General features: G+C 65.3%; 27 protein-coding genes. 17 read left to right on the top strand and 10 right to left on the bottom strand.

Features of this window, described 5'->3' with window-relative positions; all coding sequences use genetic code 11:
• Positions 1-78 precede the first annotated feature (78 nt).
• The 4 genes from ECTOBSL9_RS06100 to ECTOBSL9_RS06085 form a co-directional block, all read right to left on the bottom strand.
• Complete coding sequence (locus tag ECTOBSL9_RS06100; protein WP_063464319.1) at positions 79-2,175, bottom strand: methyl-accepting chemotaxis protein; 2,097 nt, start codon at positions 2,173-2,175, stop codon at positions 79-81.
• Between the two features lie 61 nt (positions 2,176-2,236).
• Positions 2,237-2,797 carry a chemotaxis protein CheW gene (locus tag ECTOBSL9_RS06095; RefSeq protein WP_063464318.1) on the bottom strand — a complete coding sequence of 187 codons (561 nt, stop codon included), beginning with the start codon at positions 2,795-2,797 and terminating at the stop codon, positions 2,237-2,239.
• Positions 2,797-3,159: a PleD family two-component system response regulator gene (locus ECTOBSL9_RS06090; RefSeq protein ID WP_063464317.1), complete on the bottom strand. Its 363-nt coding sequence runs from the start codon at positions 3,157-3,159 to the stop codon at positions 2,797-2,799. The genes ECTOBSL9_RS06095 and ECTOBSL9_RS06090 overlap by 1 nt, the downstream gene beginning before the upstream one ends.
• Before the next feature lie 87 nt (positions 3,160-3,246).
• Positions 3,247-3,603 (bottom strand): PleD family two-component system response regulator, encoded by a 357-nt coding sequence (locus ECTOBSL9_RS06085; RefSeq protein WP_177169973.1) that lies wholly within the window; start codon positions 3,601-3,603, stop codon positions 3,247-3,249.
• 216 nt (positions 3,604-3,819) lie between these two features.
• On the opposite strand from ECTOBSL9_RS06085, the gene gshB reads away from it, so the two are divergent.
• The 11 genes from gshB (at position 3,820) to ECTOBSL9_RS06030 (ending at position 12,453) form a co-directional block, all read left to right on the top strand.
• Complete coding sequence (gene gshB, locus ECTOBSL9_RS06080; protein WP_063464316.1) at positions 3,820-4,785, top strand: glutathione synthase; 966 nt, start codon at positions 3,820-3,822, stop codon at positions 4,783-4,785.
• On the top strand, positions 4,782-5,867 hold the full coding sequence (locus tag ECTOBSL9_RS06075) for an FAD:protein FMN transferase (protein ID WP_063464315.1): 1,086 nt from the start codon (positions 4,782-4,784) through the stop codon (positions 5,865-5,867). The genes gshB and ECTOBSL9_RS06075 overlap by 4 nt, the downstream gene beginning before the upstream one ends.
• Positions 5,864-6,226 (top strand): NusG domain II-containing protein, encoded by a 363-nt coding sequence (locus ECTOBSL9_RS06070; protein WP_063464314.1) that lies wholly within the window; start codon positions 5,864-5,866, stop codon positions 6,224-6,226. Before ECTOBSL9_RS06075 ends, ECTOBSL9_RS06070 begins: the two co-directional genes overlap by 4 nt.
• Before the next feature lie 23 nt (positions 6,227-6,249).
• Complete coding sequence (locus tag ECTOBSL9_RS06065; RefSeq protein WP_063464313.1) at positions 6,250-6,759, top strand: Gx transporter family protein; 510 nt, start codon at positions 6,250-6,252, stop codon at positions 6,757-6,759.
• The gene (locus tag ECTOBSL9_RS06060) at positions 6,756-7,640 is read left to right on the top strand and encodes an energy transducer TonB (RefSeq protein WP_240481068.1); all 885 of its coding nucleotides are present in this window, start codon (positions 6,756-6,758) and stop codon (positions 7,638-7,640) included. Before ECTOBSL9_RS06065 ends, ECTOBSL9_RS06060 begins: the two co-directional genes overlap by 4 nt.
• Positions 7,641-7,731: 91 nt before the next feature.
• A complete protein-coding gene (locus ECTOBSL9_RS06055; protein WP_063464312.1) occupies positions 7,732-8,289 on the top strand; it encodes a YqgE/AlgH family protein in 558 nt (185 codons plus the stop codon).
• Complete coding sequence (gene ruvX / locus ECTOBSL9_RS06050; protein ID WP_063464311.1) at positions 8,282-8,758, top strand: Holliday junction resolvase RuvX; 477 nt, start codon at positions 8,282-8,284, stop codon at positions 8,756-8,758. Before ECTOBSL9_RS06055 ends, ruvX begins: the two co-directional genes overlap by 8 nt.
• The gene (gene pyrR / locus ECTOBSL9_RS06045; RefSeq protein WP_063464310.1) at positions 8,751-9,260 is read left to right on the top strand and encodes a bifunctional pyr operon transcriptional regulator/uracil phosphoribosyltransferase PyrR; all 510 of its coding nucleotides are present in this window, start codon (positions 8,751-8,753) and stop codon (positions 9,258-9,260) included. Before ruvX ends, pyrR begins: the two co-directional genes overlap by 8 nt.
• Complete coding sequence (locus ECTOBSL9_RS06040; protein ID WP_025282785.1) at positions 9,257-10,279, top strand: aspartate carbamoyltransferase catalytic subunit; 1,023 nt, start codon at positions 9,257-9,259, stop codon at positions 10,277-10,279. The genes pyrR and ECTOBSL9_RS06040 overlap by 4 nt, the downstream gene beginning before the upstream one ends.
• Positions 10,276-11,556, top strand: coding sequence for a dihydroorotase (locus tag ECTOBSL9_RS06035; RefSeq protein ID WP_063464309.1), 1,281 nt, complete (start codon positions 10,276-10,278; stop codon positions 11,554-11,556). Before ECTOBSL9_RS06040 ends, ECTOBSL9_RS06035 begins: the two co-directional genes overlap by 4 nt.
• A 15-nt stretch (positions 11,557-11,571) precedes the next feature.
• Entirely contained in the window at positions 11,572-12,453 is an 882-nt protein-coding gene (locus ECTOBSL9_RS06030) for a dihydroorotate dehydrogenase electron transfer subunit (protein ID WP_063464308.1), read from the top strand.
• A gap of 45 nt (positions 12,454-12,498) precedes the next feature.
• On the opposite strand, the gene ECTOBSL9_RS06025 is transcribed toward ECTOBSL9_RS06030, so the two are convergent.
• The 3 genes from ECTOBSL9_RS06025 to ECTOBSL9_RS06015 all read right to left on the bottom strand — a co-directional run bounded on the left by ECTOBSL9_RS06025 (position 12,499) and on the right by ECTOBSL9_RS06015 (position 16,040).
• Entirely contained in the window at positions 12,499-13,713 is a 1,215-nt protein-coding gene (locus ECTOBSL9_RS06025; protein ID WP_063464307.1) for a PilT/PilU family type 4a pilus ATPase, read from the bottom strand.
• Positions 13,714-13,762: 49 nt separating this feature from the next.
• A complete protein-coding gene (locus ECTOBSL9_RS06020; protein WP_063464306.1) occupies positions 13,763-14,929 on the bottom strand; it encodes a PilT/PilU family type 4a pilus ATPase in 1,167 nt (388 codons plus the stop codon).
• A gap of 76 nt (positions 14,930-15,005) precedes the next feature.
• The gene (locus tag ECTOBSL9_RS06015; protein WP_025282745.1) at positions 15,006-16,040 is read right to left on the bottom strand and encodes a type IV pilus twitching motility protein PilT; all 1,035 of its coding nucleotides are present in this window, start codon (positions 16,038-16,040) and stop codon (positions 15,006-15,008) included.
• Between the two features lie 94 nt (positions 16,041-16,134).
• Here ECTOBSL9_RS06015 and ECTOBSL9_RS06010 point away from each other — a divergent pair, with 94 nt between their 5' ends.
• From ECTOBSL9_RS06010 to ECTOBSL9_RS05995, 4 genes are all read left to right on the top strand, one after another.
• Positions 16,135-16,818 (top strand): YggS family pyridoxal phosphate-dependent enzyme, encoded by a 684-nt coding sequence (locus ECTOBSL9_RS06010; RefSeq protein WP_063464305.1) that lies wholly within the window; start codon positions 16,135-16,137, stop codon positions 16,816-16,818.
• Positions 16,819-16,893: 75 nt separating this feature from the next.
• Positions 16,894-17,721, top strand: a complete 828-nt coding sequence (proC, locus tag ECTOBSL9_RS06005; RefSeq protein ID WP_063464304.1) for a pyrroline-5-carboxylate reductase — start codon at positions 16,894-16,896, stop codon at positions 17,719-17,721.
• A 9-nt stretch (positions 17,722-17,730) separates the two neighbouring features.
• Positions 17,731-18,285, top strand: a complete 555-nt coding sequence (locus ECTOBSL9_RS06000) for a YggT family protein (RefSeq protein WP_063464303.1) — start codon at positions 17,731-17,733, stop codon at positions 18,283-18,285.
• A 15-nt stretch (positions 18,286-18,300) separates the two neighbouring features.
• Positions 18,301-18,633, top strand: a complete 333-nt coding sequence (locus ECTOBSL9_RS05995) for a DUF167 family protein (protein ID WP_063464302.1) — start codon at positions 18,301-18,303, stop codon at positions 18,631-18,633.
• Here ECTOBSL9_RS05995 and ECTOBSL9_RS05990 read toward each other — a convergent pair.
• Both ECTOBSL9_RS05990 and yrfG read right to left on the bottom strand, forming a co-directional pair.
• Positions 18,597-19,283, bottom strand: coding sequence for a sulfite exporter TauE/SafE family protein (locus ECTOBSL9_RS05990; RefSeq protein ID WP_063464301.1), 687 nt, complete (start codon positions 19,281-19,283; stop codon positions 18,597-18,599). The two genes, ECTOBSL9_RS05995 and ECTOBSL9_RS05990, sit on opposite strands and share 37 nt — an antisense overlap.
• 56 nt (positions 19,284-19,339) lie before the next feature.
• Positions 19,340-20,008: a GMP/IMP nucleotidase gene (gene yrfG / locus ECTOBSL9_RS05985; RefSeq protein ID WP_371259005.1), complete on the bottom strand. Its 669-nt coding sequence runs from the start codon at positions 20,006-20,008 to the stop codon at positions 19,340-19,342.
• 107 nt (positions 20,009-20,115) lie between these two features.
• Between yrfG and nudE the strand changes: the two genes are divergently transcribed.
• Both nudE and cysQ read left to right on the top strand, forming a co-directional pair.
• The gene (gene nudE / locus ECTOBSL9_RS05980; protein ID WP_025282751.1) at positions 20,116-20,664 is read left to right on the top strand and encodes an ADP compounds hydrolase NudE; all 549 of its coding nucleotides are present in this window, start codon (positions 20,116-20,118) and stop codon (positions 20,662-20,664) included.
• On the top strand, positions 20,661-21,476 hold the full coding sequence (gene cysQ / locus ECTOBSL9_RS05975; protein WP_063464300.1) for a 3'(2'),5'-bisphosphate nucleotidase CysQ: 816 nt from the start codon (positions 20,661-20,663) through the stop codon (positions 21,474-21,476). Before nudE ends, cysQ begins: the two co-directional genes overlap by 4 nt.
• Positions 21,477-21,480: 4 nt before the next feature.
• Here cysQ and ECTOBSL9_RS05970 read toward each other — a convergent pair whose 3' ends face one another.
• A complete protein-coding gene (locus ECTOBSL9_RS05970) occupies positions 21,481-22,296 on the bottom strand; it encodes a pyruvate, water dikinase regulatory protein (protein ID WP_063464299.1) in 816 nt (271 codons plus the stop codon).
• Positions 22,297-22,328 lie beyond the last annotated feature (32 nt).

Genomic DNA, 22,328 nt, shown 5'->3' with positions numbered 1-22,328 from the left:
CACCCAGCCTGTTCCCAATGGTGTTAGCGAACCGGCGATTGTCGTGCCCCGCAGGTCATTGCCCTGAATGCTCGGGCATCAGGCCGGACCCTGATCGGATCGGCCCGACTTGTCTCCCTGACCCGTGTCGGCGGGGTCGATGATCACCGTCTCCAGCTGCTCGGATTCGGGTAGCTTGAAGCCGGAGACCGACTTGCGCAGTTCGGAGGCCAGATTGGCCAGGTTGCCGATGGAAACGGCCGTCTCGTTGGTGCCATCGGAGGTCTGCATGGTGATCTCCTGGATGACGTTCATGGTGTTGGAGATGTTCTGCGCCACCTCGGATTGCTGGCGCGCCGCCTTGGAGATGTTGGCGATCAGGTCGGCCAGCTGGTGGGACACCCCCTCGATCTCGGCCAGGGCATCGCCGGCGTCGAAGGCCAGCTTGGCGCCGCCCACCACGTTGGAGGTGGACTGTTCCATGGAGATGACCGCCTCCTTGGTGTCTGCCTGGATGGTCTTGACCAGGGCCTCGATCTGCTTGCTGGCGTTGGACGAACGCTCGGCCAGACGTTGCACCTCGTCGGCCACCACCGCGAATCCGCGCCCCGCCTCACCGGCGGAGGAGGCCTGGATGGCAGCATTCAGGGCCAGGATGTTGGTCTGATCGGCGATATCGGTGATCAGGCTGACGATGTCGCCGATCTCCTGAGAGGATTCACCCAGGCGCTTGATGCGCTTGGAGGTCTCCTGGATCTGCTCGCGGATGGTGTCCATGCCGTCGATGGTCTTGCGCACGGTGAGCGCCCCCTTGGAGGCGATCTGCACGGACTTTTGCGCCACCTCGGCGGAGGACTCGGCGGAGCGGGACACCTGCTCGATGGAGTCGGCCATGTCGGTCACGCCGGAGGACGCGGAGGCGATCTCCCGGGCCTGATGGTTGGACGCGTCGGCCAGGCGCAGGGCGGTGGCCTGGGTCTTCACCGCCGCGGTGGAGACCTGCATGGCCGTCTGGTTGATGGTGGTCACCAGGCTGCGCAGGGCATCGATGGCGTAGTTCACCGAGTCGGCGATGGCACCGGTGATGTCCTCGGTGACCGTGGCATGGACGGTCAGGTCCCCTTCGGCCAGGTTGGTCATCTCATCCAGCAGGCGCAGGATGGCCCGCTGGTTGCGACGATTCTGCTCCGTGGTCACCGCCAGTCGGCGCTGGGCGTCCTGATAGAAGAGATAGGCCAGCAGGCCGATGGTCGCCACCGTCAGGGCCGCCAGCAGGTAACCGGCGATCACCCACTTGCTGAGCCCGGCAGCATGGCGGTCCACGGCCTCCTGAAAGCCGCCCACGGCGGCCAGCAGTTCGCCGGCCTGGGCATTCGCCTGATCGGCGGAGGTGGACACCCGGGCCAGGCTGGAAGACAGCCCCGCCAGGGCTTGAAGGTCGGGGCGCAAGCTGTCCAGATGGTCCTGAATCTGGCTCACCTGATCTGTCATGGCCGGTGCCACATCGTTTTCCGGCAATGCAAAGGCCTGCAGGCGATTGATGTCCGCTTCCACACGCCGCAGCCCCTGCTCCAGACGCTGGGCGCTGCCAGGAAGCCCCTCGCCGGCCTCGACAAGCAGTAGATCCCGCTCCATATCCCGACCGCCCATGGCGACACGGGCCGCCAGATAGACCCGGTCGGACTGCGCCCCGGCCTCCGCCAGATCGCCGGCCAGCACCTGTGCCGACTCGCGCAGTTGGGACAGTGCCGGAGCGGCGCGCCCGGCGCGCTCGCTGGCATCGGCCAGGGTGGAGCGGGCATCCAGCAGGTCATTCAGGGGGGGGCGGAAACTGTCCCAGGCGCCGCGCAGATCCCGCAGCGGCCCCGTCAGGGCCCCGGAGACCGGCGTGATGTCGGCATCGCCATCCCGCAAACGGGTCAGTGAAGCGTCCAGACGATCCCGGTGGCGCCGCAACTCCACAAAGGCGGCATCATCGCCCGCTGCGGCCACCCGGGCCTGGGACTCCAGGCGCTGAACCCACAATCGTTGATCCGCGGCGACAGCGGCATAGTCCCGACTGTTGCCCACCTGCATGGTGTAATACACAAAGGCGGACACGGTCAGCAGCATCAACAGCACCACAATTCCGGTGAGCACCGCCATGCCCCGGCTGATGCCCATCTTCGCGGCCCCGTCACTTGAAGGCGATTTCATCGTGTCTCCCTCGACCCGCCATGGGCGTCTGCCGCCATGGCACCCTGTGTGTGATTCCGGCTTACGCCGAGATGTTCATGAATTGTTCGTCGTCCACCAGCTTCCATGGACTGAACACCGCCAGGTGTTCAGTCCCCCGGCGGCAGGCCCCGGCCAGGTAGGGCTGCAGGCGCGCATCCACCTCGGGCACGTCGTCGAGCCGCTCTTCACGCCAGTAGTGCTTCATCCCCAGTACACTCTCCACCAGCAGCCCGGCATACACGCCCTGGTGATTCATCACCAGCAGACGTTGCCGTCGCGGATCGAATTCCAGATTGTCGCCGTACAGGAACCCGTGCAGATCCATCATGGGCAGCAGATTGCCCCGCATGTTGGCCATGCCCAGGGCCCAGGGCTTAACCCCGGGAATGCGCGTAAACGAGGGAGGCGTGACGATCTCGGCCACCTGTTCCATGGGGGCCAGCAGCGATTCGCCGTGAATGCGGAAAAGAACGCCCTTCCAGGCCCCGCGCAGTTCTTCCTGGATGGGCAACTGCCCCCCCAGGGAGCGCCCCTTGCGCTCCACGGAGACCAGGTAGGCGAAGGGGTCCGCGGCCGCCGTATGGGTCTGGGTGGACTCCATCAGGGCAGGATATCCTTGAGCCGTTCCAGCAGATCCTTCTCCTTCACGGGCTTGACGATGTAATCCCGCGCACCCTGGCGCATGGCCCAGACCCGGTCCGTCTCCTGATCCTTCGTGGTGACCACAATCACCGGGATCCTGGCGGTTGCGGCGTCCTGGCTCAGCTGCCGGGTGGCCTGAAAACCATTGAGACCCGGCATGACCACATCCATGAGGATGAGATCCGGCAGGGTCTCCCGCGCCTTGGCCATGCCATCCTCACCACTGGAAGCGGTGCTCACCTCGTAGCCATGCTTTCCCAGCATGGTCTTGATGACATGCAGTTCGGTGGGTGAATCATCGACCACCAGGATGCGGGTCATGACATGGTCTCCCTATGGATGCTCTGGGCCTCATCCGCCCTGATGGCGGTATGGGCCGGGTATGGTCGGCCCCACCCCGGGCCTGGCCTATTGTTTCCTGACATGCGACCTGATGGCGCCCAGCAGGTCGTCACGGGTGAAGGGTTTGGTCAGGTACTGCTCCGAGCCGACGATACGCCCCCGGGCCTTGTCGAAGATGCTGTCCTTGCTGGACAGCATGATCACCGGCGTCTGCTTGAACAACCGGTTGTGCTTGATGAGTGCGCAGGTCTGATAGCCATCCAGCCGCGGCATCATGATATCCACAAAGATGATGTCCGGCTTGTGCTCGGCGATCTTGGCCAGGGCCTCAAAGCCGTCGGTGGCCGTCACGACCTCGCAGCCATGCTTTTTCAGCAGCGTCTCTGCCGTGCGCCGGATGGTCTTGCTATCGTCGATGACCATCACCTTGAGTCCTGAGAGATCCTCCTCCCCGTTACCGCCTTCCTCGGTGTGTTCGCTCACGACGCCCCCGTGCATGCCGTTGTGTCAAGACAGGCTCCCGAATTTACTCCATGGCCAGGGCCGTATCAAACAAAACCCCAAGCGGCCGCCAATGGCTTTGCCTTTGCTGTCTTGTATGATGCACCCATTCTCCTTGAAAGCGTGTGGGGTGGGCCGATGAACGGCACAGACATCCGATTGGGCGTAGTCATGGACCCGATTGCGGGCATCCAGGTGAAGAAAGACTCCACCCTGGCCATGCTGCTGGCAGCCCAGTCCCGGGGCTGGCATCTGCATTATCTGGAACAGGGCGACCTGTGGCTGGAGGACGGCCGCGTGCTGGCCAGCTCTCGCCCGCTGGCGGTCCGCGACGACCCCACGCACTGGTACAGGCTGGGTGAGGCCGGCACCCACCCTCTGTCCGACCTGGACGTGATCCTCATGCGCAAGGATCCGCCCTTCGACATGGAGTACATCTACACCACCTATTTGCTGGAGCTGGCCATGGCCGAGGGCTGCCATGTGGTGAATCACCCGGCCAGCCTGCGGGACGCCAATGAAAAGCTGTTCACCGCCTGGTTCCCCCAGTGCTGCCCACCCACGCTGGTCAGCCGCGACCCCGGTCGCATCCGCGAATTCATGGCACGGCAGGGGGATATCGTGGTCAAACCCCTGGACGGCATGGGAGGCGTTTCCGTATTCCGCCTCACCCCGGGGGACAGCAACACGGGGGTCATCCTGGAAACCATCACGCAACGGGGCACCCGCACGGTGATGGCGCAGCGCTTCCTGCCCGAATATCGTCAGGGGGACAAGCGCATCCTGCTCATCGACGGTGAACCGGTGCCCTACGCCCTGGCCCGCATCCCGGCCGAGGGTGAAAACCGCGCCAACCTGGCCGTGGGCGGGCGTGGCGAGGGTCTGGCGCTCAGCGACCGGGATCAATGGATCTGCCAGCAGGTGGGCCCCAGGCTCAGGGAGAAGGGACTGACCTTCGTGGGCCTGGACGTGATCGGCGATTACCTCACCGAAATCAATGTGACCAGCCCCACCTGCATCCGGGAACTGGACGCCCTGTTCGGACTGGACATCGGGGATCAACTCATGGGCGCCATCGCCCGCAAACTGGAGGCTGAGGCATGAGCCGGGCAATCCTTCACAGGGCCGCTGCGGTACTGGCCATCATCGTGACCACCACCCTTGTGGTCGGCTGCGAGCGCCCGGAGATTCATCGTGACCGTTTCATCGCCTTCGGCACCATCATCGAACTGAACATCTACACCGCTGACCGGGAACTGGCCCGCACCGCCGCCGAGGCGGTACGGGCGGATCTGGACTACATGCACGGCGCCTGGCATGCCTGGGAACCCGGCCCCATGGGGCGCACCAACCAACTGCTGGCCACCGGCATGGAATTCTCCGCCAACCCCTCGGTACTGCCGCTGATCATCGAGGCCAAACGGCTCTCCGAGGCCACCGAGGGCTTGTTCAACCCGGCCCTGGGAGAACTGTTTGCCCTGTGGGGCTTTCAGTCGGACGACCCCCAGGGCCCGCCGCCCGATGACGCGGAGATTCAGGCGATCCTGGAGCAAGAACCCTCCATGGACGATGTATGGATCGACGGCATCCGCATGCGCAGTCACAACACCGCCGTGCGCCTGGACCTGGGGGCCTACGCCAAGGGGTATGGCCTGCACCAGGCCATGGAGCACCTCAAGGAGTTAGGGGTGGAAAACGCCATCCTCAATGCCGGAGGCGACCTGCGCGCCATTGGCCGGCCGGGCAACCGCCCCTGGCGCATCGGCGTGCGCGCCCCCGACGGGCAGGGCGTGCTTGCGGCCATCGAGATCAAGGGCGATGAAGCCATCTTCACCTCCGGCGACTATGAGCGGTATTTCATGCACGAGGGCGAGCGTTATCACCACATTCTCGACCCACGCACCGGTCGCCCCGCACGGGGCACACGATCGGTCACCGTGATCCATGATGATGCCGCCGAGGCGGACGTGGCCAGCACGGCCCTGTTCATCGCCGGCGCCGACGACTGGCCCCGCATCGCCGCCCGCCTGGGCATCGAGAAGGTCATGCTCATTGATGATGCGGGCGTGGTGTACATGACCCCGGCCATGGAAAAGCGCGTGCGCTTCGAGACCGAACCCAAGGACCGAGTCATCACGCCGCTGCCCGACGGGCAGGACACGGCGTCCGTCTCCCCGTCGGCATGATCACCCGCGCCGACGCCCTGGTGATCCTGCTGGCCTGCGGGCTGGTGGCCGGCACCTATGCCTGGCTTTGGAGCCCGGGGGCCCCCGCCTCGCAGGTGCGGGTGATTTCCGGCAACGAGGAGGTGGCCCGACTGCCCCTGGACGAGGCCCGGCAACTGGAGATCCCCGGTCCCGCCGGCATCACCGTGGTGGAAATCGCCGATGGCGCCGCGCGCTGCGCCGCCTCTCCCGGCTCCCAGGGCATCTGCCAGAGCGCAGGCTGGCTGAGGCGGGCCGGCGACATGGCCGTGAGCCTGCCCAACCGGGTGATCATCGAGGTGCTGGGCGATGAGGCCGAATTCGACAGCATGAACTACTGACCCCCCGCCATCGTCCTACGCCCGTGCAGATTGCCACCACCCGCGAAGACCACCTGATTGCCTGGCTGGCCGCCCTGGCCATTGCCGTGCATGTGCTGGAGGCCGCCTTCCCCAGCCCGCTGCCGGGCATCAAGCCGGGCCTGGCCAACGTGATCACCGTGCTGGTCCTGGTGCTCTATGGCTGGCGCATGGCCGCCTGGGTGACCGGCCTGCGGGTGCTGGCCGGCAGCCTGGTGATTGGCACCTTTCTCAGCCCCACCTTCTGGCTCAGCGCCGCCGGTGCCCTGTGCAGCCTTGCGGTCCTGGGCCTGGCCCATCGTCTGGCCGGCCAGGCACTGAGCCCCATGGGGCTGTGCGTGCTGGCGGCCCTGGCCCACATGCTGGGGCAGTTCCTGCTGGCCTGGTGGCTGTTCATCCCCCATGCCAGCCTGCTCAAACTCCTGCCGGTGTTGCTCACCTTCTCACTGATTTTCGGTCTGGTGAGCGGTACAATGGCCCTCCTGATGCAACGACGGCTTTCGCCTCCAGCGTGAGCAACCTGACCCCCTCCAGCATGGTGACACCCGGCGACCGCCTGGGCCTGGGCATCTTCCTGGCACTGGCGATCCACGGCATCGTCATCTTCGGCCTGGGCTTCGACTTCGAACCAGCGGAGCCCTCAGCCCACCCACCCATGATGGACGTGGTGCTGGTGCAGACCCAGTCCCGGGAAACGCCCGAGGACGCCCGCCACATCGCCCAGGTGGATCAACAGGCCAGCGGCCGGGAGGCCGAAGAAGAGCGCCCCAGCAGCCCGGTGACCGCCCCCCTGCTCAGGCCCACTGATGGCCTGGCCCCGGAAGAGGTGCGCGCCGGCGCCCCGGAGCCCACGCCCCGGGAAGAGGTGGAGGTGATCACCGCCGAGCAGAGCGAACAGCCCGCCACCCCGGACACTCCCACCGAAATCCCCGCGCCCACCCGTGAATGGACCACCGATGAACTGGTGGAACGCAGCCTGCAGATGGCACGGTTGAGTTCGGAGATCTCCGAGCAGAACCGACGCCACGGCCATCGTCCCCGTACCCACTACGTGGACGCCCTGAGCGCCAAGTCCGCCGTGGAGGCCAGTTACCTGGACGCCTGGGTACGCAAGGTGGAGCGGGTGGGCAACCTCAATTACCCGGATGAGGCGCGGCGCCAGCGTCTTTCCGGCTCCCTGGTGCTCAGCGTGCTGGTGGACCGGGAGGGCCAGGTGCTGAGCATCGAGGTGGGCAGCAGTTCCGGCGAGCGCGTGCTGGACGACGCAGCCCGGCGCATTGTCGATCTGGCGGGCCCTTTTGCACCCTTTCCCGCCGACATGCGCAAGTCCTACGACCAGATCATGATCACCCGTACCTGGGTGTTCCAGGGCAACCAGACCCTGCGTACCCGTTGAACATCGGTCGATCTGACTGCCTGCCCCACCTACGACGACCGGCATCAAGGGTGTACACTAGCTCATGTACCCCAAGTGCGCCCATGAACCCATGCACAGTGCCAACTTCACAGACCAGTTCCTGATCGCCATGCCCTCGCTGGAGGATCCGAATTTCTTTCATTCGGTTACCTATGTGTGCGAGCACAGCGAGGATGGCGCCATGGGCATCGTCATCAACCATCCCACCGACCTCACCCTGGAGTCGGTGCTGGAGCACATGGGCATCTCCATCGAGGTGGATGCCAGCCAGGTGCCCGTCTTCAACGGCGGCCCGGTGCAACCGGACCGGGGCTTCATCCTGCACCCGCCCGAGCGACGCTGGACCTCCACCATGCAGGTGAGCGAGCGGATCTCGGTAACCACCTCACGGGACATCCTGGAGGCCATGGCCCAGGGCAGCGGCCCAGGGTCCTACCTCATCGCCCTGGGCTATGCCGGCTGGGGCCCCGGGCAACTGGAACAGGAAATCGGCGAGAACGCCTGGCTCACCTGCCCCTCCGACCCGGACATCCTCTTCCAGCAACCCACCGAAAAGCGTTGGCAGGCCGCCGCCGGCCGCCTGGGGGTCGATCTGTCGCTGATGACCGGCCAGGCGGGACATGCCTGAACAGCGGTCGAAGCCGGCGAATACGGGGCCGGCCACGTCGGGCACGGTACTGGGGCTGGACTATGGCGAGCGGCGCATCGGTGTGGCGGTGGGCAATGGCCTCACCGGCACCAGCGCCCCCCTGGAGACCCTGCCAGCCCGCAACGGCATCCCCGAATGGGCCCGCCTGGACACCCTGGTGCGCGAGTGGCAGCCCCAGCTGCTGGTGGTGGGTCTGCCGGAAACGGATGATGGCACCGAGCATCCCCTGGCCCGGCGTATCCAGGCCTTTTCTGACCGGTTGCGTGCCCGCTACGGGCTGAAGGTGCGCCCGGTGGATGAACAATTCACCTCCGCCGCGGCCGAATCCCATCTCAAGGACTGGCGCCGCGAGGGACGCCGCGGGCGTATTCGCAAGGAGGACATCGACGCCGTAGCGGCGGCGGTGCTCCTGGAACACTGGCTTTCCCAAGAGACCTCCCATGACTGAACACGTCAAACAGCTCCTGGACCGCATGGCCGACGAACTGCGTCACCGCCTGCCGGACAAGGGCATCACCGACCCCGGCCTGGTGGGCATTCACAGCGGCGGTGTCTGGGTGGCCGAGCAGTTGCAGTCCCGCCTGCAGCTGGAGGCCCCACTGGGCAGACTGGACATCTCTTTTTACCGGGATGACTTCAGTCGCATCGGCATGCACCCCCAGGTGAAACCTTCCTCCATCCCCTTCTCGGTGGAAGACCGGCACATCCTGCTGGTGGACGACGTGCTCTTCACCGGCCGCACCATCCGCGCCGCCATGAACGAGATCTTCGATTATGGCCGGCCCGCCTCGGTCACCCTGGTGGTGCTGGTGGAGCGCGACGGACGAGAGTTGCCCATCCAGGCCCAGGTGGTGGGGGAACACCTGAAGCTGAACCCGGACCAACAAGTGAAGCTGCGCGGCCCCGCGCCGTTGCATCTGGATATCGTGCAACTGGAGGCATCATCATGACGGAGGCCCGGCCCACCCCCCCTGCTCCAGCCACCTCGGGGCCACTTCCCCCGTCGCTGCAGTTTGGCGACCAGGGTCGGCTGCGCCATCTGCTGACCATCGAGGGGCTCTCCCGGCCCCTGATCACCGAGATCCTGGACACCGCCGAATCCTTCCTGGGCGTGAACGCCCAGACGGTGAAAAAGGTGCCCCTGCTGCGGGGCAAGACGGTGATGAACCTGTTCTTCGAGGCCAGCACCCGCACCCGTACCACCTTCGAACTGGCCGCCAAACGCCTGTCGGCCGACGTGCTCAACATCAACATCAGCACCTCGGCCACGGTGAAGGGCGAAAGCCTGCTGGACACCCTGCGCAATCTGGAGGCCATGCTGGTGGACATGTTCGTGGTGCGTCACGCCGACAGCGGTGCCGCCCACTTCATCGCCCGGCACGTGGCACCGCACGTGAGCGTGCTCAACGCCGGCGACGGTCGTCATGCCCACCCTACCCAGGCACTGCTGGACATGTTCACCATCCGCCACCACAAGGGGGATTTTTCTGCCCTGCGAGTGGCCATTGTCGGTGACATCCTGCATTCGCGGGTGGCCCGCTCCCAGATCCACGCACTTAACGTCCTGGGCGCTGGCGAGGTGCGGGTGATCGCCCCCCGCACCCTGCTGCCAGCCTTTGTGGAGGAACTGGGTGTGCATGTCTTCCACGACATCCGCGCCGGCCTCAAGGATGTGGACGTGATCATCATGCTGCGACTGCAACGCGAGCGCATGGATAGCGGCCTGCTGCCCTCCGAGCATGAGTTCTTCCAGCTCTGGGGCCTGAACGAGGAGCGCCTGGCCCTGGCCGCACCTGAGGCCATCGTCATGCACCCCGGCCCGGCCAACCGGGGCGTGGAAATCGACTCCCGGGTGGCGGACGGACCACAGTCCGTCATCCTCAAGCAGGTGACCTATGGGATCGCCGTGCGCATGGCCGTGATGTCCATGATCATGGGGGGCAGCGTCAACCAGGGGGCATCGCAATGAAGCTGTTGATCGAACAGGGCCGGGTCATTGATCCGCACCAGGGCCTGGATGAAGTGATGGATCTGTTCATCGAAAAAGAGCGGATCGTTGCACTGGGCGTCGCGCCGGAGGGCTTCAACCCCGATCGGCGTATCGATGCCCGGGGCCGCTGGGTGCTGCCCGGGCTGGTGGATCTGGCGGCGCGCCTGCGCGAGCCGGGGTTCGAGAACAAGGCCACCATCGCTTCCGAAACCCGGGCCGCCGCCAGCGCCGGCATCACCACCCTCATCTGTCCCCCGGACACGGACCCGCCGGTGGATTCCCCGGCCCAGATCGAACTGATCCACCGTCGCGCCAAACAGGCCTGCGGCGTGCGCGTGCACCCCCTGGGGGCGCTCACGGAAGGCCTGCGGGGTCAGCAACTGGCGGAGATGGCGGCACTCAAGCGGGCCGGCGCCCTGGGCGCCAGCCAGGGCCTCAAACCCCTGGACAGCCACGTGCTGCTGCGCCGGGCCCTGGAGTACGCCGCCAGCCACGAGATCACCGTCTTTCTGCACCCCATCGACTCTTCCCTGGCCGCAGGTGGCTGTGCCCACGAGGGCTCCGTGGCCACCCGCCTGGGGCTGACGGGCATCCCCGAGGCCGCGGAAACGGCCAGCCTGGGCGTCATCCTGGCACTGGTGGCCCAGACCGGCGCCCGCATTCATCTGTGCCGACTGTCCACGGCAAGGGGCGCCGCCCTGGTGGCCCGGGCCCGGCAGGACGGCCTCCCGGTGACGGCCGATGTGTGCGCTCACCAGCTGTTCCTTACCGAGATGGACGTGGCGGACTTCAACAGCCTGTGTCACGTGGTGCCGCCGCTGCGCACCTCCCGTGACCGCGAGGGCCTGCGCCAGGCGGTGGCCGACGGCACCATCGCCGCCATCTGCTCGGACCACCAACCCCACGAGGCGGATGCCAAACTGGCCCCGTTTCCGGCCACCCAGGCCGGCATGTCCACCCTGGAAACCCTGCTGCCGCTGACGCTGCGGCTGGCCGAGGAAGGCGTGCTGCCCCTGATGGAGGCCATCCGGCGGGTGACCACCGGCCCGGCCAGCATCATGGGCCTGCCCACCGGCACCCTGGCCCCGGATGCCCGGGCCGACATCACCCTGGTGGACCCGGACAAGGTCTACAGCCCCAGCGCCAACAACTGGCTCAGCGCCGGTCGCAACAGCCCGTTCTTCGGCTGGGAATTCCAGGGCCGGGTCACCCATACCCTGGCCGCCGGCCGTGTCATCTTCGAGTCCCGAAAGTAAACAACGAGTCGCCCCATGAACCACAAACACCGCGGGACCATCTTCGTCGAGGATGCGCCCATCCTGTCTCACACGGCCCATGCCGGCGATCAGCACATCCTGCGGGTGAAGGCGCCCCAGTGTGCCGCCCACGCACGGCCCGGCAGCTTTGCCCATCTGCAATGCGATCCGCTGCTGCCCATGCGCCGGCCGCTGTCCATCATGCGCACCCATCCCGACGAGGGCTGGGTGGAGTTTCTCTACAAGTCGGTGGGCGAAGGCACTCGGCTGCTGGCCCGGCGCCAGGTGGGCGAGAAGATCAACATGATGGGCCCCATCGGCACGCCCTTCGAGATGCCCCACGGTGACCGCCCCCGGGCCCTGCTGCTGGGGGGTGGGGTGGGCATTCCGCCCATGGTCTTCCTGGCCGATGCCATGCGCCGCGACCCGGTGAGTGAGCCGTTCGTCATCATGGGCTCGGAAGTGCCCTTCCCCTTCAAGCCGCAGCCATCACGCATCATGATCCCCGGCATCCCGGAGGGCGTGATCGCCGCCATGCCGTTGCTGGAGGACTGGGGCGTGGCCTCGCGGCTCACCAGTCAGGCCGGATTCTCCGGGTGCCATGAAGGCTTCGTGACCGACCTGGCCCGCCTGTGGCTGGATGCCCTGCCGCCCCAGGAGCGGCGCAAGGTGCAGATCTACGCCTGCGGCCCCCACCCCATGCTGGAAGCCTGTGCGGCGCTTGCCCGGGAATACCGCCTGCCCTGTCAGGTGTCGCTGGAGGAATACATGGCCTGTGCCGTGGGCGGGTGTGCCGGCTGCGTGGTCAAGGTGCACACGGACCAGGGCCCCGCCATGAAGCGGGTCTGCGTGGATGGCCCGGTGTTCCCGGCGGAGCGGGTGTTCCCCGCCGCCTGAACTGGCGGTGTCCCCATCGCTGGGACACCGCCCCCCATGGCCCCTTTATTCCTTCGGTTGCCCGGATTCCACCCCCGTCTCCGACAAGGGCTTGAGCTCATCATCAAAGCCCTTGCGCCCGTCCGTGACCCCGCGCGCACCAGCCATGCTGTCGGAACTGGGCAGGTTGAGGTCCTCGTCCTTCTTCTTCAGGCTGCGCACCCCACCCCCGAAATGGATGCGCCATTCCAGGTCGCCCCGGGAGTCGGCCTTGGATAGCGCCTCGGGCAGGTGGACCAGATCCGCCTTGTACAACTCGAAAAGGGACTGATCGAAGGTCTGCATCCCCGTGGAGCCCCCCTTCTCCATCACGGCCTTGATGGCATTGATCTCTCCCTTGCGAATCAGTTCGGCCACATAGGGGGTGTTGAGCATGACCTCCACGGCCGGCAGACGATTACCCTCCTTGCCCAGTACCAGTCGCTGGGAGACGATGCCCCGCAGATTCAGGGAGAGATCCATGAGGATCTGCTGTTTGGCCTCGGGGGGGAAGAAATTGATGATCCGGTCCAGGGCCTGATTGGCATTCACCGCATGCAGGGTCGAGAGGGCCAGATGGCCGGTGTCTGCATAGGTGATGGCCGCCTTCATGGTGTTGAGGTCACGCACCTCGCCGATCATGATCATGTCCGGGGCCTCACGCATGGCCTCGCGAAGGGCATTGTCGTAGGAGAGGGTGTCCAGCCCCACCTCGCGCTGCCCGATGATGGACTTCTTGTGCATGAAGCTGTATTCGATGGGGTCCTCAATGGTGAGGATATGCCCGGTGCGCGTGCTGTTGCGGTGGTCGATCATGGAAGCCATGGTGGTGGACTTGCCGCAGCCGGTGGACCCCACCACCAGCACCAGCCCGTTGTCATGCATCACCAGCTCCTTGAGGATTGGCGGCAGACGCAGCTGCTCCACGGTGGGAATCTCGCTCTTGATGTAGCGGATCACCATGGACACCTCACCCCGCTGCACATAGACATTCACCCGAAAGCGCCCCAGCTGCTCCACCGAGATGCCCAGGTTCATCTCCTTCTCGCGCTCGAAGGTCTCGATCTGGCGCTCATCCATGATGTCGTAGGCCAGTTCCCTCACCGCCCCCGGCTGCAGATACTGGCGGCTCATGGGCCGCACCTCACCCTCGATCTTCACGCAAGCCGGCGCACCGGTGGTGAAGAACAGGTCGGAGGCGTTCTTCTGGGCCATGAGTTTGAGGTAGGGTTGAAGCAGCATGTCCGGGTCCCGTGATTCAGCAAGCGGCGGCGTCAGGCGTAACGACGACTCATTTGAGCATCCCCGACTCCTCCGGGGTCTCCTCCATCTTCAGATCCTGGGTGTCATCCAGGAGCCCGTGGCTCCTGGCCCGCTTGCTGTCCAGCTTGATGCGCAGGCGCAGGTCGTTGAGAGAATCGGCGTTGCGCAGGGCATCCTCATACGTGATGTGACCGGCCTCGAAGAGCTGGAACAGGGCCTGGTCGAAGGTCTGCATGCCCGCCTCGTTGGACTTGGCCATGAGCTCCTTCATCTGATGGATCTCGCCCTTGAAGATCAGATCCGACATCAGTGGGGTGTTGATCATGACCTCCACCGCCGGCACCCGCCCCTTGCCATCCGATTTGGGGATGAGGCGCTGGGAGATCACCGACTTCAGGTTCAATGAGAGATCCATGAGCAGTTGCTGGCGCCGCTCTTCGGGGAAGAAGTTGATGATGCGGTCCAGGGCCTGGTTGGTGCTGTTGGCGTGCAGGGTGCTCAGGCACAGATGACCGGTCTCGGCGAAGGCGATGGCGTAGTCCATGGTCTCCCGGTCGCGAATCTCGCCGATCAGGATGACATCCGGGGCCTGGCGCAGGGTGTTCTTCAGGGCGATCTCGTAGTTTTCCGTATCCACCCCCACCTCGCGCTGGGTCACCAGGCAGTTCACATGGGAGTGCACGAACTCGATGGGGTCTTCGATGGTGACGATGTGTCCGTAACTGTTCTGGTTACGGTAACCCACCATGGCCGCCAGGGAGGTGGACTTGCCCGAGCCGGTACCGCCCACAAAGATCACCAGGCCCCGCTTGGTCATGGACACATCCTTGAGCTGCATCGGCAGGCCCAGATCCTCCAGGGCGGGGATATCGGCGGTGATCACGCGCAGTACCATGCCGGCGCTGCCCCGCTGGGTGAAGGCGTTCACCCGGAAGCGGGAGATCCCCGGCAGGCTGATGGCGAAGTTGCACTCCTGGCAACGCTCGAACTCCGAGGATTGCCGGTCATTCATGATGGAACGCACCAGCACCTGGGTGTGGGCCGGTGACAGGGGCTGATTGGTGACCGGCGTCATCTTGCCGTCGATCTTCATGGACGGCGGCGCGCCCACGGTGATGAATAGATCCGAGCCCTGTTTGCTCAGCAGGGTTCTGAGCAGGTCGTGCATGAAGCGTATTGCCTTGTCCCGATCCATGAAGCGTGCCTCGATCTTTGAAAATCATCCCGCCGGCCCGGCGCCGGCCACCCTGGTTCGAGTGTATCTGACAGACTCAGAGATTATCCGGATTTGCCGCCTTGCGTCTGGCTTCTTCCTTGCTGACCAGGCCTCTCTGTAGCATTTCCTTGAGGCCCTGGTCGAGGGTCTGCATGCCGGCACCCTGACTGGTCTGAATGGCGGAGTACATCTGCGCGATCTTGTTCTCGCGGATGAGGTTGCGGATGGCGGGGGTGCCCAGCATGATTTCGTGGGCGGCGCAGCGGCCGCCGCCGATCTTTTTCATGAGGGTCTGGGAGATGACCGCGCGCAGGGACTCGGAGAGCATGGCGCGTACCATATCCTTCTCGGCGGCGGGGAAGACGTCGACGATGCGGTCGATGGTCTTGGCGGCGGAACTGGTGTGCAGGGTGCCGAAGACCAGGTGACCGGTCTCGGCGGCGGTGAGGGCCAGGCGGATGGTCTCCAGGTCGCGCATTTCCCCCACCAGGATGGTGTCGGGGTCTTCACGCAAGGCGGAGCGCAGGGCCTCGTTGAAACCCAGGGTGTCCCGGTGCACCTCACGCTGGTTGACCAGGCATTTCTTGGATTCGTGCACGAACTCGATGGGGTCCTCCACCGTGAGGATGTGCCCGTACTCGGTCTCGTTCTTGTGGTTCACCATGGCCGCCAGGGTGGTGGACTTGCCCGAGCCGGTGGGGCCGGTCACCAGCACGATGCCGCGAGGGTATTCGGAGATCTTCTCGAAGATCTTGGGGCAGCCCAGTTCCTCCAGGGTGAGGATCTTGCTGGGAATGGTACGAAAAACCGAGCCGGCGCCCCGGTTGTGGTTGAAGGCGTTCACACGGAAACGGGCCAGGCCGGGGATCTCGAAGGAGAAGTCGGTTTCCAGGAACTCCTCGAAGTCCTTGCGCTGCTTGTCGTTCATGATGTCGTACACCATGGAATGGACCTGCTTGTGGTCCATGGCGGGTACGTTGATGCGCCTGACGTCCCCGTCCACCCGGATCATGGGGGGCAGGCCCGAGGAAAGATGCAGGTCGGAAGCGCCGTTCTTCACGGCGAACGCAAGCAATTGGGTGATGTCCATCCAGCCCCCTTTTGATGTCCTGTCATCACCCGGGGCATGCCTGTAACGCATGCGAACAGGTGACTCTGATCAGCCCCGAATATAGCATAGCGTCATGACCCAGCTATGCGATCGAATCCAGGCGGTGCAAGACCGCCTACAGGCGGCAGCCCAGCGCTTTGGCCGCCCCATTGAAGACGTCCAGCTCCTGGCCGTGAGCAAGACGCGCCCGGCGGAAATGGTGGCCCAGGCCATGGACTGCGGGCTGCGTGAGTTCGGGGAGAACTATGCCTCGGAACTGGATGAGAAGTCCCGGGCACTGGGTGATCGTCACCCCGCCTGGCATTTCATCGGCCCCATCCAGAGCAACAAGACGCGACTCATTGCCGATACGGCCCAGTGGGCACACTCGGTGGATCGGGAACGCATCGCCCGGCGGCTGAGCGAGCAGCGCCCGGTGGGCGCCGTGCCGCTGAATGTATGCCTGCAGGTGAACATCAGCGCGGAAGACAGCAAGTCCGGCGTCGCGCTGGAAGACCTGCCTGCCCTGGCCGAGGCCGTGGCCCCCCTGCCCGGCCTGAAACTTCGCGGCCTGATGGCCATCCCCGCCCCCAGCGATGATTTCGAAGAGCAGCGCCGGGCCTTTGCCCGGTTGCGGGAGGCTCAGGAGGATCTGATCCGACGCGGCTTTGAACTGGACACCCTCTCCATGGGCATGACCGACGACCTGGAGGCCGCCGTGGCCGAGGGCGCCACCATCGTGCGTGTGGGCACGGCCATCTTCGGGGCGCGGGGATAAGCCGGGGCATACGAATCCACCCGGCGTTCGGGTTACCATAACGCCCCTACTGACATAGCCATGACGGGCCTTCCCATGAATGAGACGATCGCCTTCATCGGCGCCGGCAACATGGCGCGCAGCCTCATCGGTGGACTGATCGCCGATGGCTGGAACCAGGATGCCATCTGGGCGGCCGATCCCAATCCGGAACAGCGAGACGCGGTGAGCCAGCGATGGCCCGATGTGCACGCGACCGACGACAATGCGGCGGCCATCGCCCATGCCCAGGTGCTGGTCCTGGCGGTCAAGCCCCAGGTACTCGGCGAGGTGTGCCGCTCGGTGGCCGCGCAGGTGCAGGAACGCCACCCCTTGGTGGTGTCCATCGCCGCCGGCGTGCGCGGTGCGGATATCCAGCGCTGGCTGGGTGGCAATCTGCCAGTGGTGCGCTGCATGCCCAACACGCCTGCCCTGGTGGGCAGCGGCGCCACGGGACTGGCCGCCAACCCCCTCGTGAGCGATGAGCAGCGCGACGTGGCGGAATCCATCCTGCGCGCCGTGGGGCTGACCGTATGGCTGGAAGACGAGGCTCAGCTGGATGCGGTGACGGCCCTTTCGGGCAGCGGGCCTGCCTACTGCTTCCTGTTCATCGAGGCCCTGGAAGATGCCGCCGTGGAACTGGGCCTGCCCCGCGACACGGCCCGGCTGCTGGCCCTGCAAACTGCCTTCGGCGCTGCCAAGCTGGCCCTGGAATCCGACGAGGATGCCGCTACCCTGCGCACCCGGGTGACCTCCAAGGGAGGCACCACCGAGCAGGCGCTGGCGCAACTGGAATCCGGGGGGCTGCGCGAACTCATGCTGCGCGCCCTCACCGCCGCCCGCGACCGTTCCCATGCACTGGCCGACCAACTGGGTCGGGACTGAGGTTCATCCATGACGCACGCGTTTCAAAACGTCGCTGACTTTCTGATTTCCACCCTGTTCAGCCTGTACATCCTGGCGGTGATGCTCCGCACCCTGCTGGCCATGGCCCGGGCGGACTTCTACAACCCGGTATCCCAGTTTCTGGTGACGGTCACCAATCCACCGCTGCGGATACTGCGCCGATTCATCCCCCCCATGGGCCGGATCGATACGGCGGCGTTCGTGCTGGTGCTGTTGCTCAAGATGCTGGAGATCTGGCTGATCGCCATGCTGCACGGGGTGGGCGTGCCCATCTTCACCCTGTTTGTGGTGAGTGTGCTGGCGCTGATCCGTCTGGTGATCTGGATCTACATCATCAGCATCATCATCCAGGCGGTGATGAGCTGGTTCCAGGCCGGTGGCGCCATGGGTCGCAATCCCGTGGCAGACCTGGTGTTCAGCCTGAACCACCCCGTTCTGGCCCCCATCCGTCGCATCATGCCGCAAACGGGCATGGTGGACCTGTCGCCGCTGGTGGCCATCATCGGGCTGAACGTGCTGCTGATCTTCGTGAGCTCCATCTGACGGGATTCCGAGCCGATGAGCCACGCGTGGTGGCAGTGGCAGGGTGACACCCTGCTGCTGCGCCTGAAACTGCAGCCCAGGGCCTCCCGCGACAAGCTGGGAGAGCCGCTGGGGGATCGGCTGAAGGTCCATGTCACCGCCCCACCGGTGGACGGAGCGGCCAACCAACGGCTGATCAGGCTGGTGAGCAAGCACTGCGGCGTGGCCCGGTCACGGGTGGAACTGGTGTCCGGCGCCACCTCCCGGGAGAAGACCCTGGCCGTCCGCGCGCCGCAGCGTCTTGAGGCACCGCTGGATGTGTGTGGCCAGGATCACACCCAGGACACGAACAGCATATACACCCCATAGCCCGCCACCGCCCCGCCGGCGAGACCCCGCACCCAGGGCTTGCGCACAAAGCTGGCCAGACGCGCCGCGAATACCCCCATCAGCAGCAGATTGGGCAGGGTGCCCAGGCCGAAGGCCAGCATGAGGGCGCCCCCCTGCAGGGCCCCTCCGGCGGTGAGCGACCAGATGAGCACGCTGTACACCAGGCCACAGGGCAGCCAGCCCCACACCAGCCCCAGCCCCAATGCCTGCCCGGGTGAACGCACCGGCATCATGCGCCTCCCCAGGGGCTCCAGACGCCGCCACACCACCCCGCCGACCCGCTCCAGCCGCGTAAGCCCGTACCACCAGCCCGCCAGATACAGCCCCAGGGCAATCATGAACAGCCCAGCCAGGATCTGCAGCGCCTGCTGAGCATGGTGTACATCGGTGAGGTTGGCGGCAAACCAGCCCACGCCACCGGCCAGGACGCCGGCCAGGGTGTAGGTGATCACCCGGCCACTGTTATAGGCCAGCAGGAAGGGCGCCAGGCGGGGGCGCTCATCGGTCTGGGCGCCCTTCACGCCCAGGGTCAGCGCACCGACGATGCCGCCGCACATACCCACGCAGTGCACGCCACCAAGCAGGCCGACGACAAAGGCGGCCAGGAGGGTTCCGGGTTCCAGTGACATGTGAATCCTTGAGGTGGTCCAGGGCTCCAGGGCTCCAGGGCTCCAGGGGGCGATTGTCAGGGCATCAGTTCCCGAAAATCGCGGATGGCAGCGAACTCGCCGGTGTCCACCTCGCCGCGTCGGCTATCAGGCCGGCGCACGGCACGCAGATGGGCAATACCGAAACGCTCGGCGGCGCGCAGCACATCCAGGTTATCGTCCACGAACAGGGTACGGGCCGGGTCAAAGGGCTCCCTGGCGCGGAACTGCTCCCAGAAGCGCTGGTCCTCCTTGGGGCGCCCGTACTCATGGGCACTGATCACCCGGTGAAAATGCCCCTCCAGGGCGGTGAGCGTGAGTTTCATCTCCAATCCACCGCGATGGGCATTGGTCACCAGCACCAGCCGGCGGCCCTGGCGACGCATGGTGGCCAAAAAGGCCGGCACGTGTTCATGCACCGCCACCAGATGGGCCACCTCCTGCTTGAGGGCGACGATATCCATCTGCAACTCCTGCTGCCAGTAGTCCAGGCAGTACCAGTTGAGCGTGCCGCGAACCGCGGCATAACGCTTGATCATGCCCTCACGGGCCACTTGCGGGGCCATGCCATGGCGTTCGGCATAGCGGCGGGGCAGATACTCCAGCCAGAAATGGTTGTCGAAGTTGAGATCAAGCAGGGTGCCGTCCATGTCCAGTAGCACGGTGTCCACGTCGGTCCAGGGCAGGCTTGGGGATGCTGGCTTCACTGTAGTGCAGTCCTCATGAAACTCGAAAACGTGAAATCCGGGCCTTGAGACTTGGGCCGGCAAGCATGAGACTACCCCATCGACCCATCACAGGGCACCCAGACATCATGCCGCAAAAACCTCAGATCCTCAGCCGCCGAACGGTGGCCCGCAGCCGACTCTTTCATGTGGAGGAGCTGGAACTCCTGTTCGCCAACGGCGCCCGTACCCGCTTTGAACGCCTGGTGGGCTCGGGCCGGGGGGCGGTGCTGATCGTGCCCATGCTGGATGACGACACGGTGCTGCTCATTCGCGAATATGCCGCCGGCACGCAGCGCTATGAACTGGGCCTGCCCAAGGGGCTGGTGGAGCAAGGTGAGGAACTGCTGGAGGCAGCCAACCGGGAGATCATGGAAGAGGTGGGTTACGGCGCGCGCCAACTGGATTACCTGACGGCCCTGACCGTGGCCCCGGGGTATCTGAGCCACAGCACCCACGTAATACTGGCCCGGGACCTCTACCCGGAGCGCCTCCCCGGTGACGAACCGGAGGACATCCAGGTGGTACCCTGGAAGCTGAGCCAGCTGGATCAACTCATCGCCCTGGACGACTGCACAGAAGCCCGCTCCATCGCCGCGCTCTACATGGCCCGCGACCAACTCTCGAGAACCGCATGACACTGGACGAACACTCACTGGACCGCCTTCTCAACAACGCCTGCCGCATTGCCCGTGAGGCCGGGACGGCGATCATGACCATTTACGGCCAAGGCTTCGATGTAACGGAAAAGGCCGACCGCACACCGCTCACAGAGGCGGATATGGCAGCACACCGGCATATCGTAAAGGGCCTTGGGGAGTTGACCCCGGAGATCCCCATCCTCTCGGAGGAATCGACCCAGATCCCCTTTGGCGAACGCAGCCAATGGTCCAGCTACTGGCTGGTGGATCCGCTGGATGGCACCCGGGAGTTCATCAAGCGCAACGGCGAATTCACCGTGAACATCGCCCTGATCCATGACCACGAGCCGGTGCTGGGGGTGGTGTTCTGTCCGGCCCTTGACCTGCTCTACAGTGCCGCCCGGGGGCTGGGTGCCCATCGCCGCCGGTCGGCAACGGCTGCCGCCGAGCCCATCCGGGTGAACACCGGGCAGCGCGTCCCCGTGATCGCCGGCAGTCGCTCTCACGGCACCGAACGCATGCAGGCCCTGCTGGAAAGAGTGGGAGAGCATGAACTGATCAGCATGGGCAGTTCGCTCAAGTTCTGCCTGGTGGCCGAGGGCAAGGCCGACCTCTACCCTCGCCTGGGCCCCACCTGTGAGTGGGACACGGCAGCAGCGCAGTGCGTTGTCTGCGAGGCGGGCGGACAGGTAACCGACATCCACATGCAGCCCCTGCGCTATAACACCAAGGACTCGCTGCTCAATCCAGAGTTCCTGGTGATCGGCGACACCGACCGCAACTGGGCCCGGTATCTGGAAGGCCTTTAAGGCCTCAAATGCGCCGCGTCAGGCCCGCCTGCTGCATGAGCTGGGCGGAGATCTCCTCGATGGAGCGCTGGGTGATATTGAAGAACGGGATGCGCTCGCGCTTGAAGAGCCGCTCCACGGCGCGCACCTCCATCAGACACTGGTCCATGCTCGCGTAGTGACTGCCACGGCGGCGCTCATTGCGGATCTGCTGAAGCCGCTCCGGGTCCACCGTAAGCCCGAACAGCTTGTGCCGATAGGGTTCCAGTGCCGCCGGCAGGCTGCCTCGCTCAAAGTCGTCGTCCGCCAGGGGATAATTGGCAGCCCGGACCCCGTAGGTGAGCGCCAGGTACATGCAGGTGGGTGTCTTGCCGGCCCGGGAGACGCCCATCACCACCACATCGGCCATGGGGTAATCACGGGTGGTGGCGCCATCGTCGTTCTGGATGGCGTAATGCAGGGCATCGATGCGCTCGGAATAGGCGCGCACATTCCCCATGCCGTGGGAGCGCCCCGCCACACGCTGGGCGGTGACGCCCAGTTCCTGCTCCATGGCACCGGTGAAGGTCTCGAAGAAGTCAAAGACCACGCCGTTGCACTTGGCCAGGTGGGTTCTGAGCTGGGAGTCGATGAGGGTGGAGAACACCAGGGGCTTCCCCCCATCGGATTCTGCCGCCCGGTTGATGCGTTGCACTGCCCACTCCACCTTGTCGTCGGTGTTCACGAAGGGCAGGCTCATCTGCTGAAAGGACACCTGCTCGAACTGGGTGAGCAGGGTGTGCCCGAGGGTCTCGGCGGTGATGCCGGTGCCGTCGGAGACGAAAAAGACGGAGCGGATCATGGCCATTCTCCTCGTTTGCAGCCAGTGTTCCA

The sequence above is a fragment of the Ectothiorhodospira sp. BSL-9 genome, assembly GCF_001632845.1.
GTDB lineage: Bacteria > Pseudomonadota > Gammaproteobacteria > Ectothiorhodospirales > Ectothiorhodospiraceae > Ectothiorhodospira.
This window is presented reverse-complemented; position numbering and strand designations above follow the sequence as displayed.

What these genes read in the sequence shown, in the direction of transcription:
- ECTOBSL9_RS06075 (WP_063464315.1), top strand. Translation starts at nt 4,782, where the DNA reads ATGAGCCGGGCAATCCTTCACAGGGCCGCTGCGGTACTGGCCATCATC.
- ECTOBSL9_RS05990 (WP_063464301.1), bottom strand. Translation starts at nt 19,283, where the DNA reads ATGTCACTGGAACCCGGAACCCTCCTGGCCGCCTTTGTCGTCGGCCTG.
- ECTOBSL9_RS06070 (WP_063464314.1), top strand. Translation starts at nt 5,864, where the DNA reads ATGATCACCCGCGCCGACGCCCTGGTGATCCTGCTGGCCTGCGGGCTG.
- pyrR (WP_063464310.1), top strand. Translation starts at nt 8,751, where the DNA reads ATGACTGAACACGTCAAACAGCTCCTGGACCGCATGGCCGACGAACTG.
- ECTOBSL9_RS06035 (WP_063464309.1), top strand. Translation starts at nt 10,276, where the DNA reads ATGAAGCTGTTGATCGAACAGGGCCGGGTCATTGATCCGCACCAGGGC.
- proC (WP_063464304.1), top strand. Translation starts at nt 16,894, where the DNA reads ATGAATGAGACGATCGCCTTCATCGGCGCCGGCAACATGGCGCGCAGC.
- ECTOBSL9_RS05970 (WP_063464299.1), bottom strand. Translation starts at nt 22,296, where the DNA reads ATGATCCGCTCCGTCTTTTTCGTCTCCGACGGCACCGGCATCACCGCC.
- gshB (WP_063464316.1), top strand. Translation starts at nt 3,820, where the DNA reads ATGAACGGCACAGACATCCGATTGGGCGTAGTCATGGACCCGATTGCG.
- ECTOBSL9_RS06010 (WP_063464305.1), top strand. Translation starts at nt 16,135, where the DNA reads ATGACCCAGCTATGCGATCGAATCCAGGCGGTGCAAGACCGCCTACAG.
- ruvX (WP_063464311.1), top strand. Translation starts at nt 8,282, where the DNA reads ATGCCTGAACAGCGGTCGAAGCCGGCGAATACGGGGCCGGCCACGTCG.
- ECTOBSL9_RS06055 (WP_063464312.1), top strand. Translation starts at nt 7,732, where the DNA reads ATGCACAGTGCCAACTTCACAGACCAGTTCCTGATCGCCATGCCCTCG.
- ECTOBSL9_RS05995 (WP_063464302.1), top strand. Translation starts at nt 18,301, where the DNA reads ATGAGCCACGCGTGGTGGCAGTGGCAGGGTGACACCCTGCTGCTGCGC.
- ECTOBSL9_RS06015 (WP_025282745.1), bottom strand. Translation starts at nt 16,040, where the DNA reads ATGGACATCACCCAATTGCTTGCGTTCGCCGTGAAGAACGGCGCTTCC.
- ECTOBSL9_RS06100 (WP_063464319.1), bottom strand. Translation starts at nt 2,175, where the DNA reads ATGAAATCGCCTTCAAGTGACGGGGCCGCGAAGATGGGCATCAGCCGG.
- ECTOBSL9_RS06000 (WP_063464303.1), top strand. Translation starts at nt 17,731, where the DNA reads ATGACGCACGCGTTTCAAAACGTCGCTGACTTTCTGATTTCCACCCTG.
- ECTOBSL9_RS06095 (WP_063464318.1), bottom strand. Translation starts at nt 2,797, where the DNA reads ATGGAGTCCACCCAGACCCATACGGCGGCCGCGGACCCCTTCGCCTAC.
- ECTOBSL9_RS06085 (WP_177169973.1), bottom strand. Translation starts at nt 3,603, where the DNA reads ATGGTCATCGACGATAGCAAGACCATCCGGCGCACGGCAGAGACGCTG.
- cysQ (WP_063464300.1), top strand. Translation starts at nt 20,661, where the DNA reads ATGACACTGGACGAACACTCACTGGACCGCCTTCTCAACAACGCCTGC.
- nudE (WP_025282751.1), top strand. Translation starts at nt 20,116, where the DNA reads ATGCCGCAAAAACCTCAGATCCTCAGCCGCCGAACGGTGGCCCGCAGC.
- ECTOBSL9_RS06090 (WP_063464317.1), bottom strand. Translation starts at nt 3,159, where the DNA reads ATGACCCGCATCCTGGTGGTCGATGATTCACCCACCGAACTGCATGTC.
- ECTOBSL9_RS06030 (WP_063464308.1), top strand. Translation starts at nt 11,572, where the DNA reads ATGAACCACAAACACCGCGGGACCATCTTCGTCGAGGATGCGCCCATC.
- ECTOBSL9_RS06040 (WP_025282785.1), top strand. Translation starts at nt 9,257, where the DNA reads ATGACGGAGGCCCGGCCCACCCCCCCTGCTCCAGCCACCTCGGGGCCA.
- ECTOBSL9_RS06020 (WP_063464306.1), bottom strand. Translation starts at nt 14,929, where the DNA reads ATGGATCGGGACAAGGCAATACGCTTCATGCACGACCTGCTCAGAACC.
- ECTOBSL9_RS06025 (WP_063464307.1), bottom strand. Translation starts at nt 13,713, where the DNA reads ATGCTGCTTCAACCCTACCTCAAACTCATGGCCCAGAAGAACGCCTCC.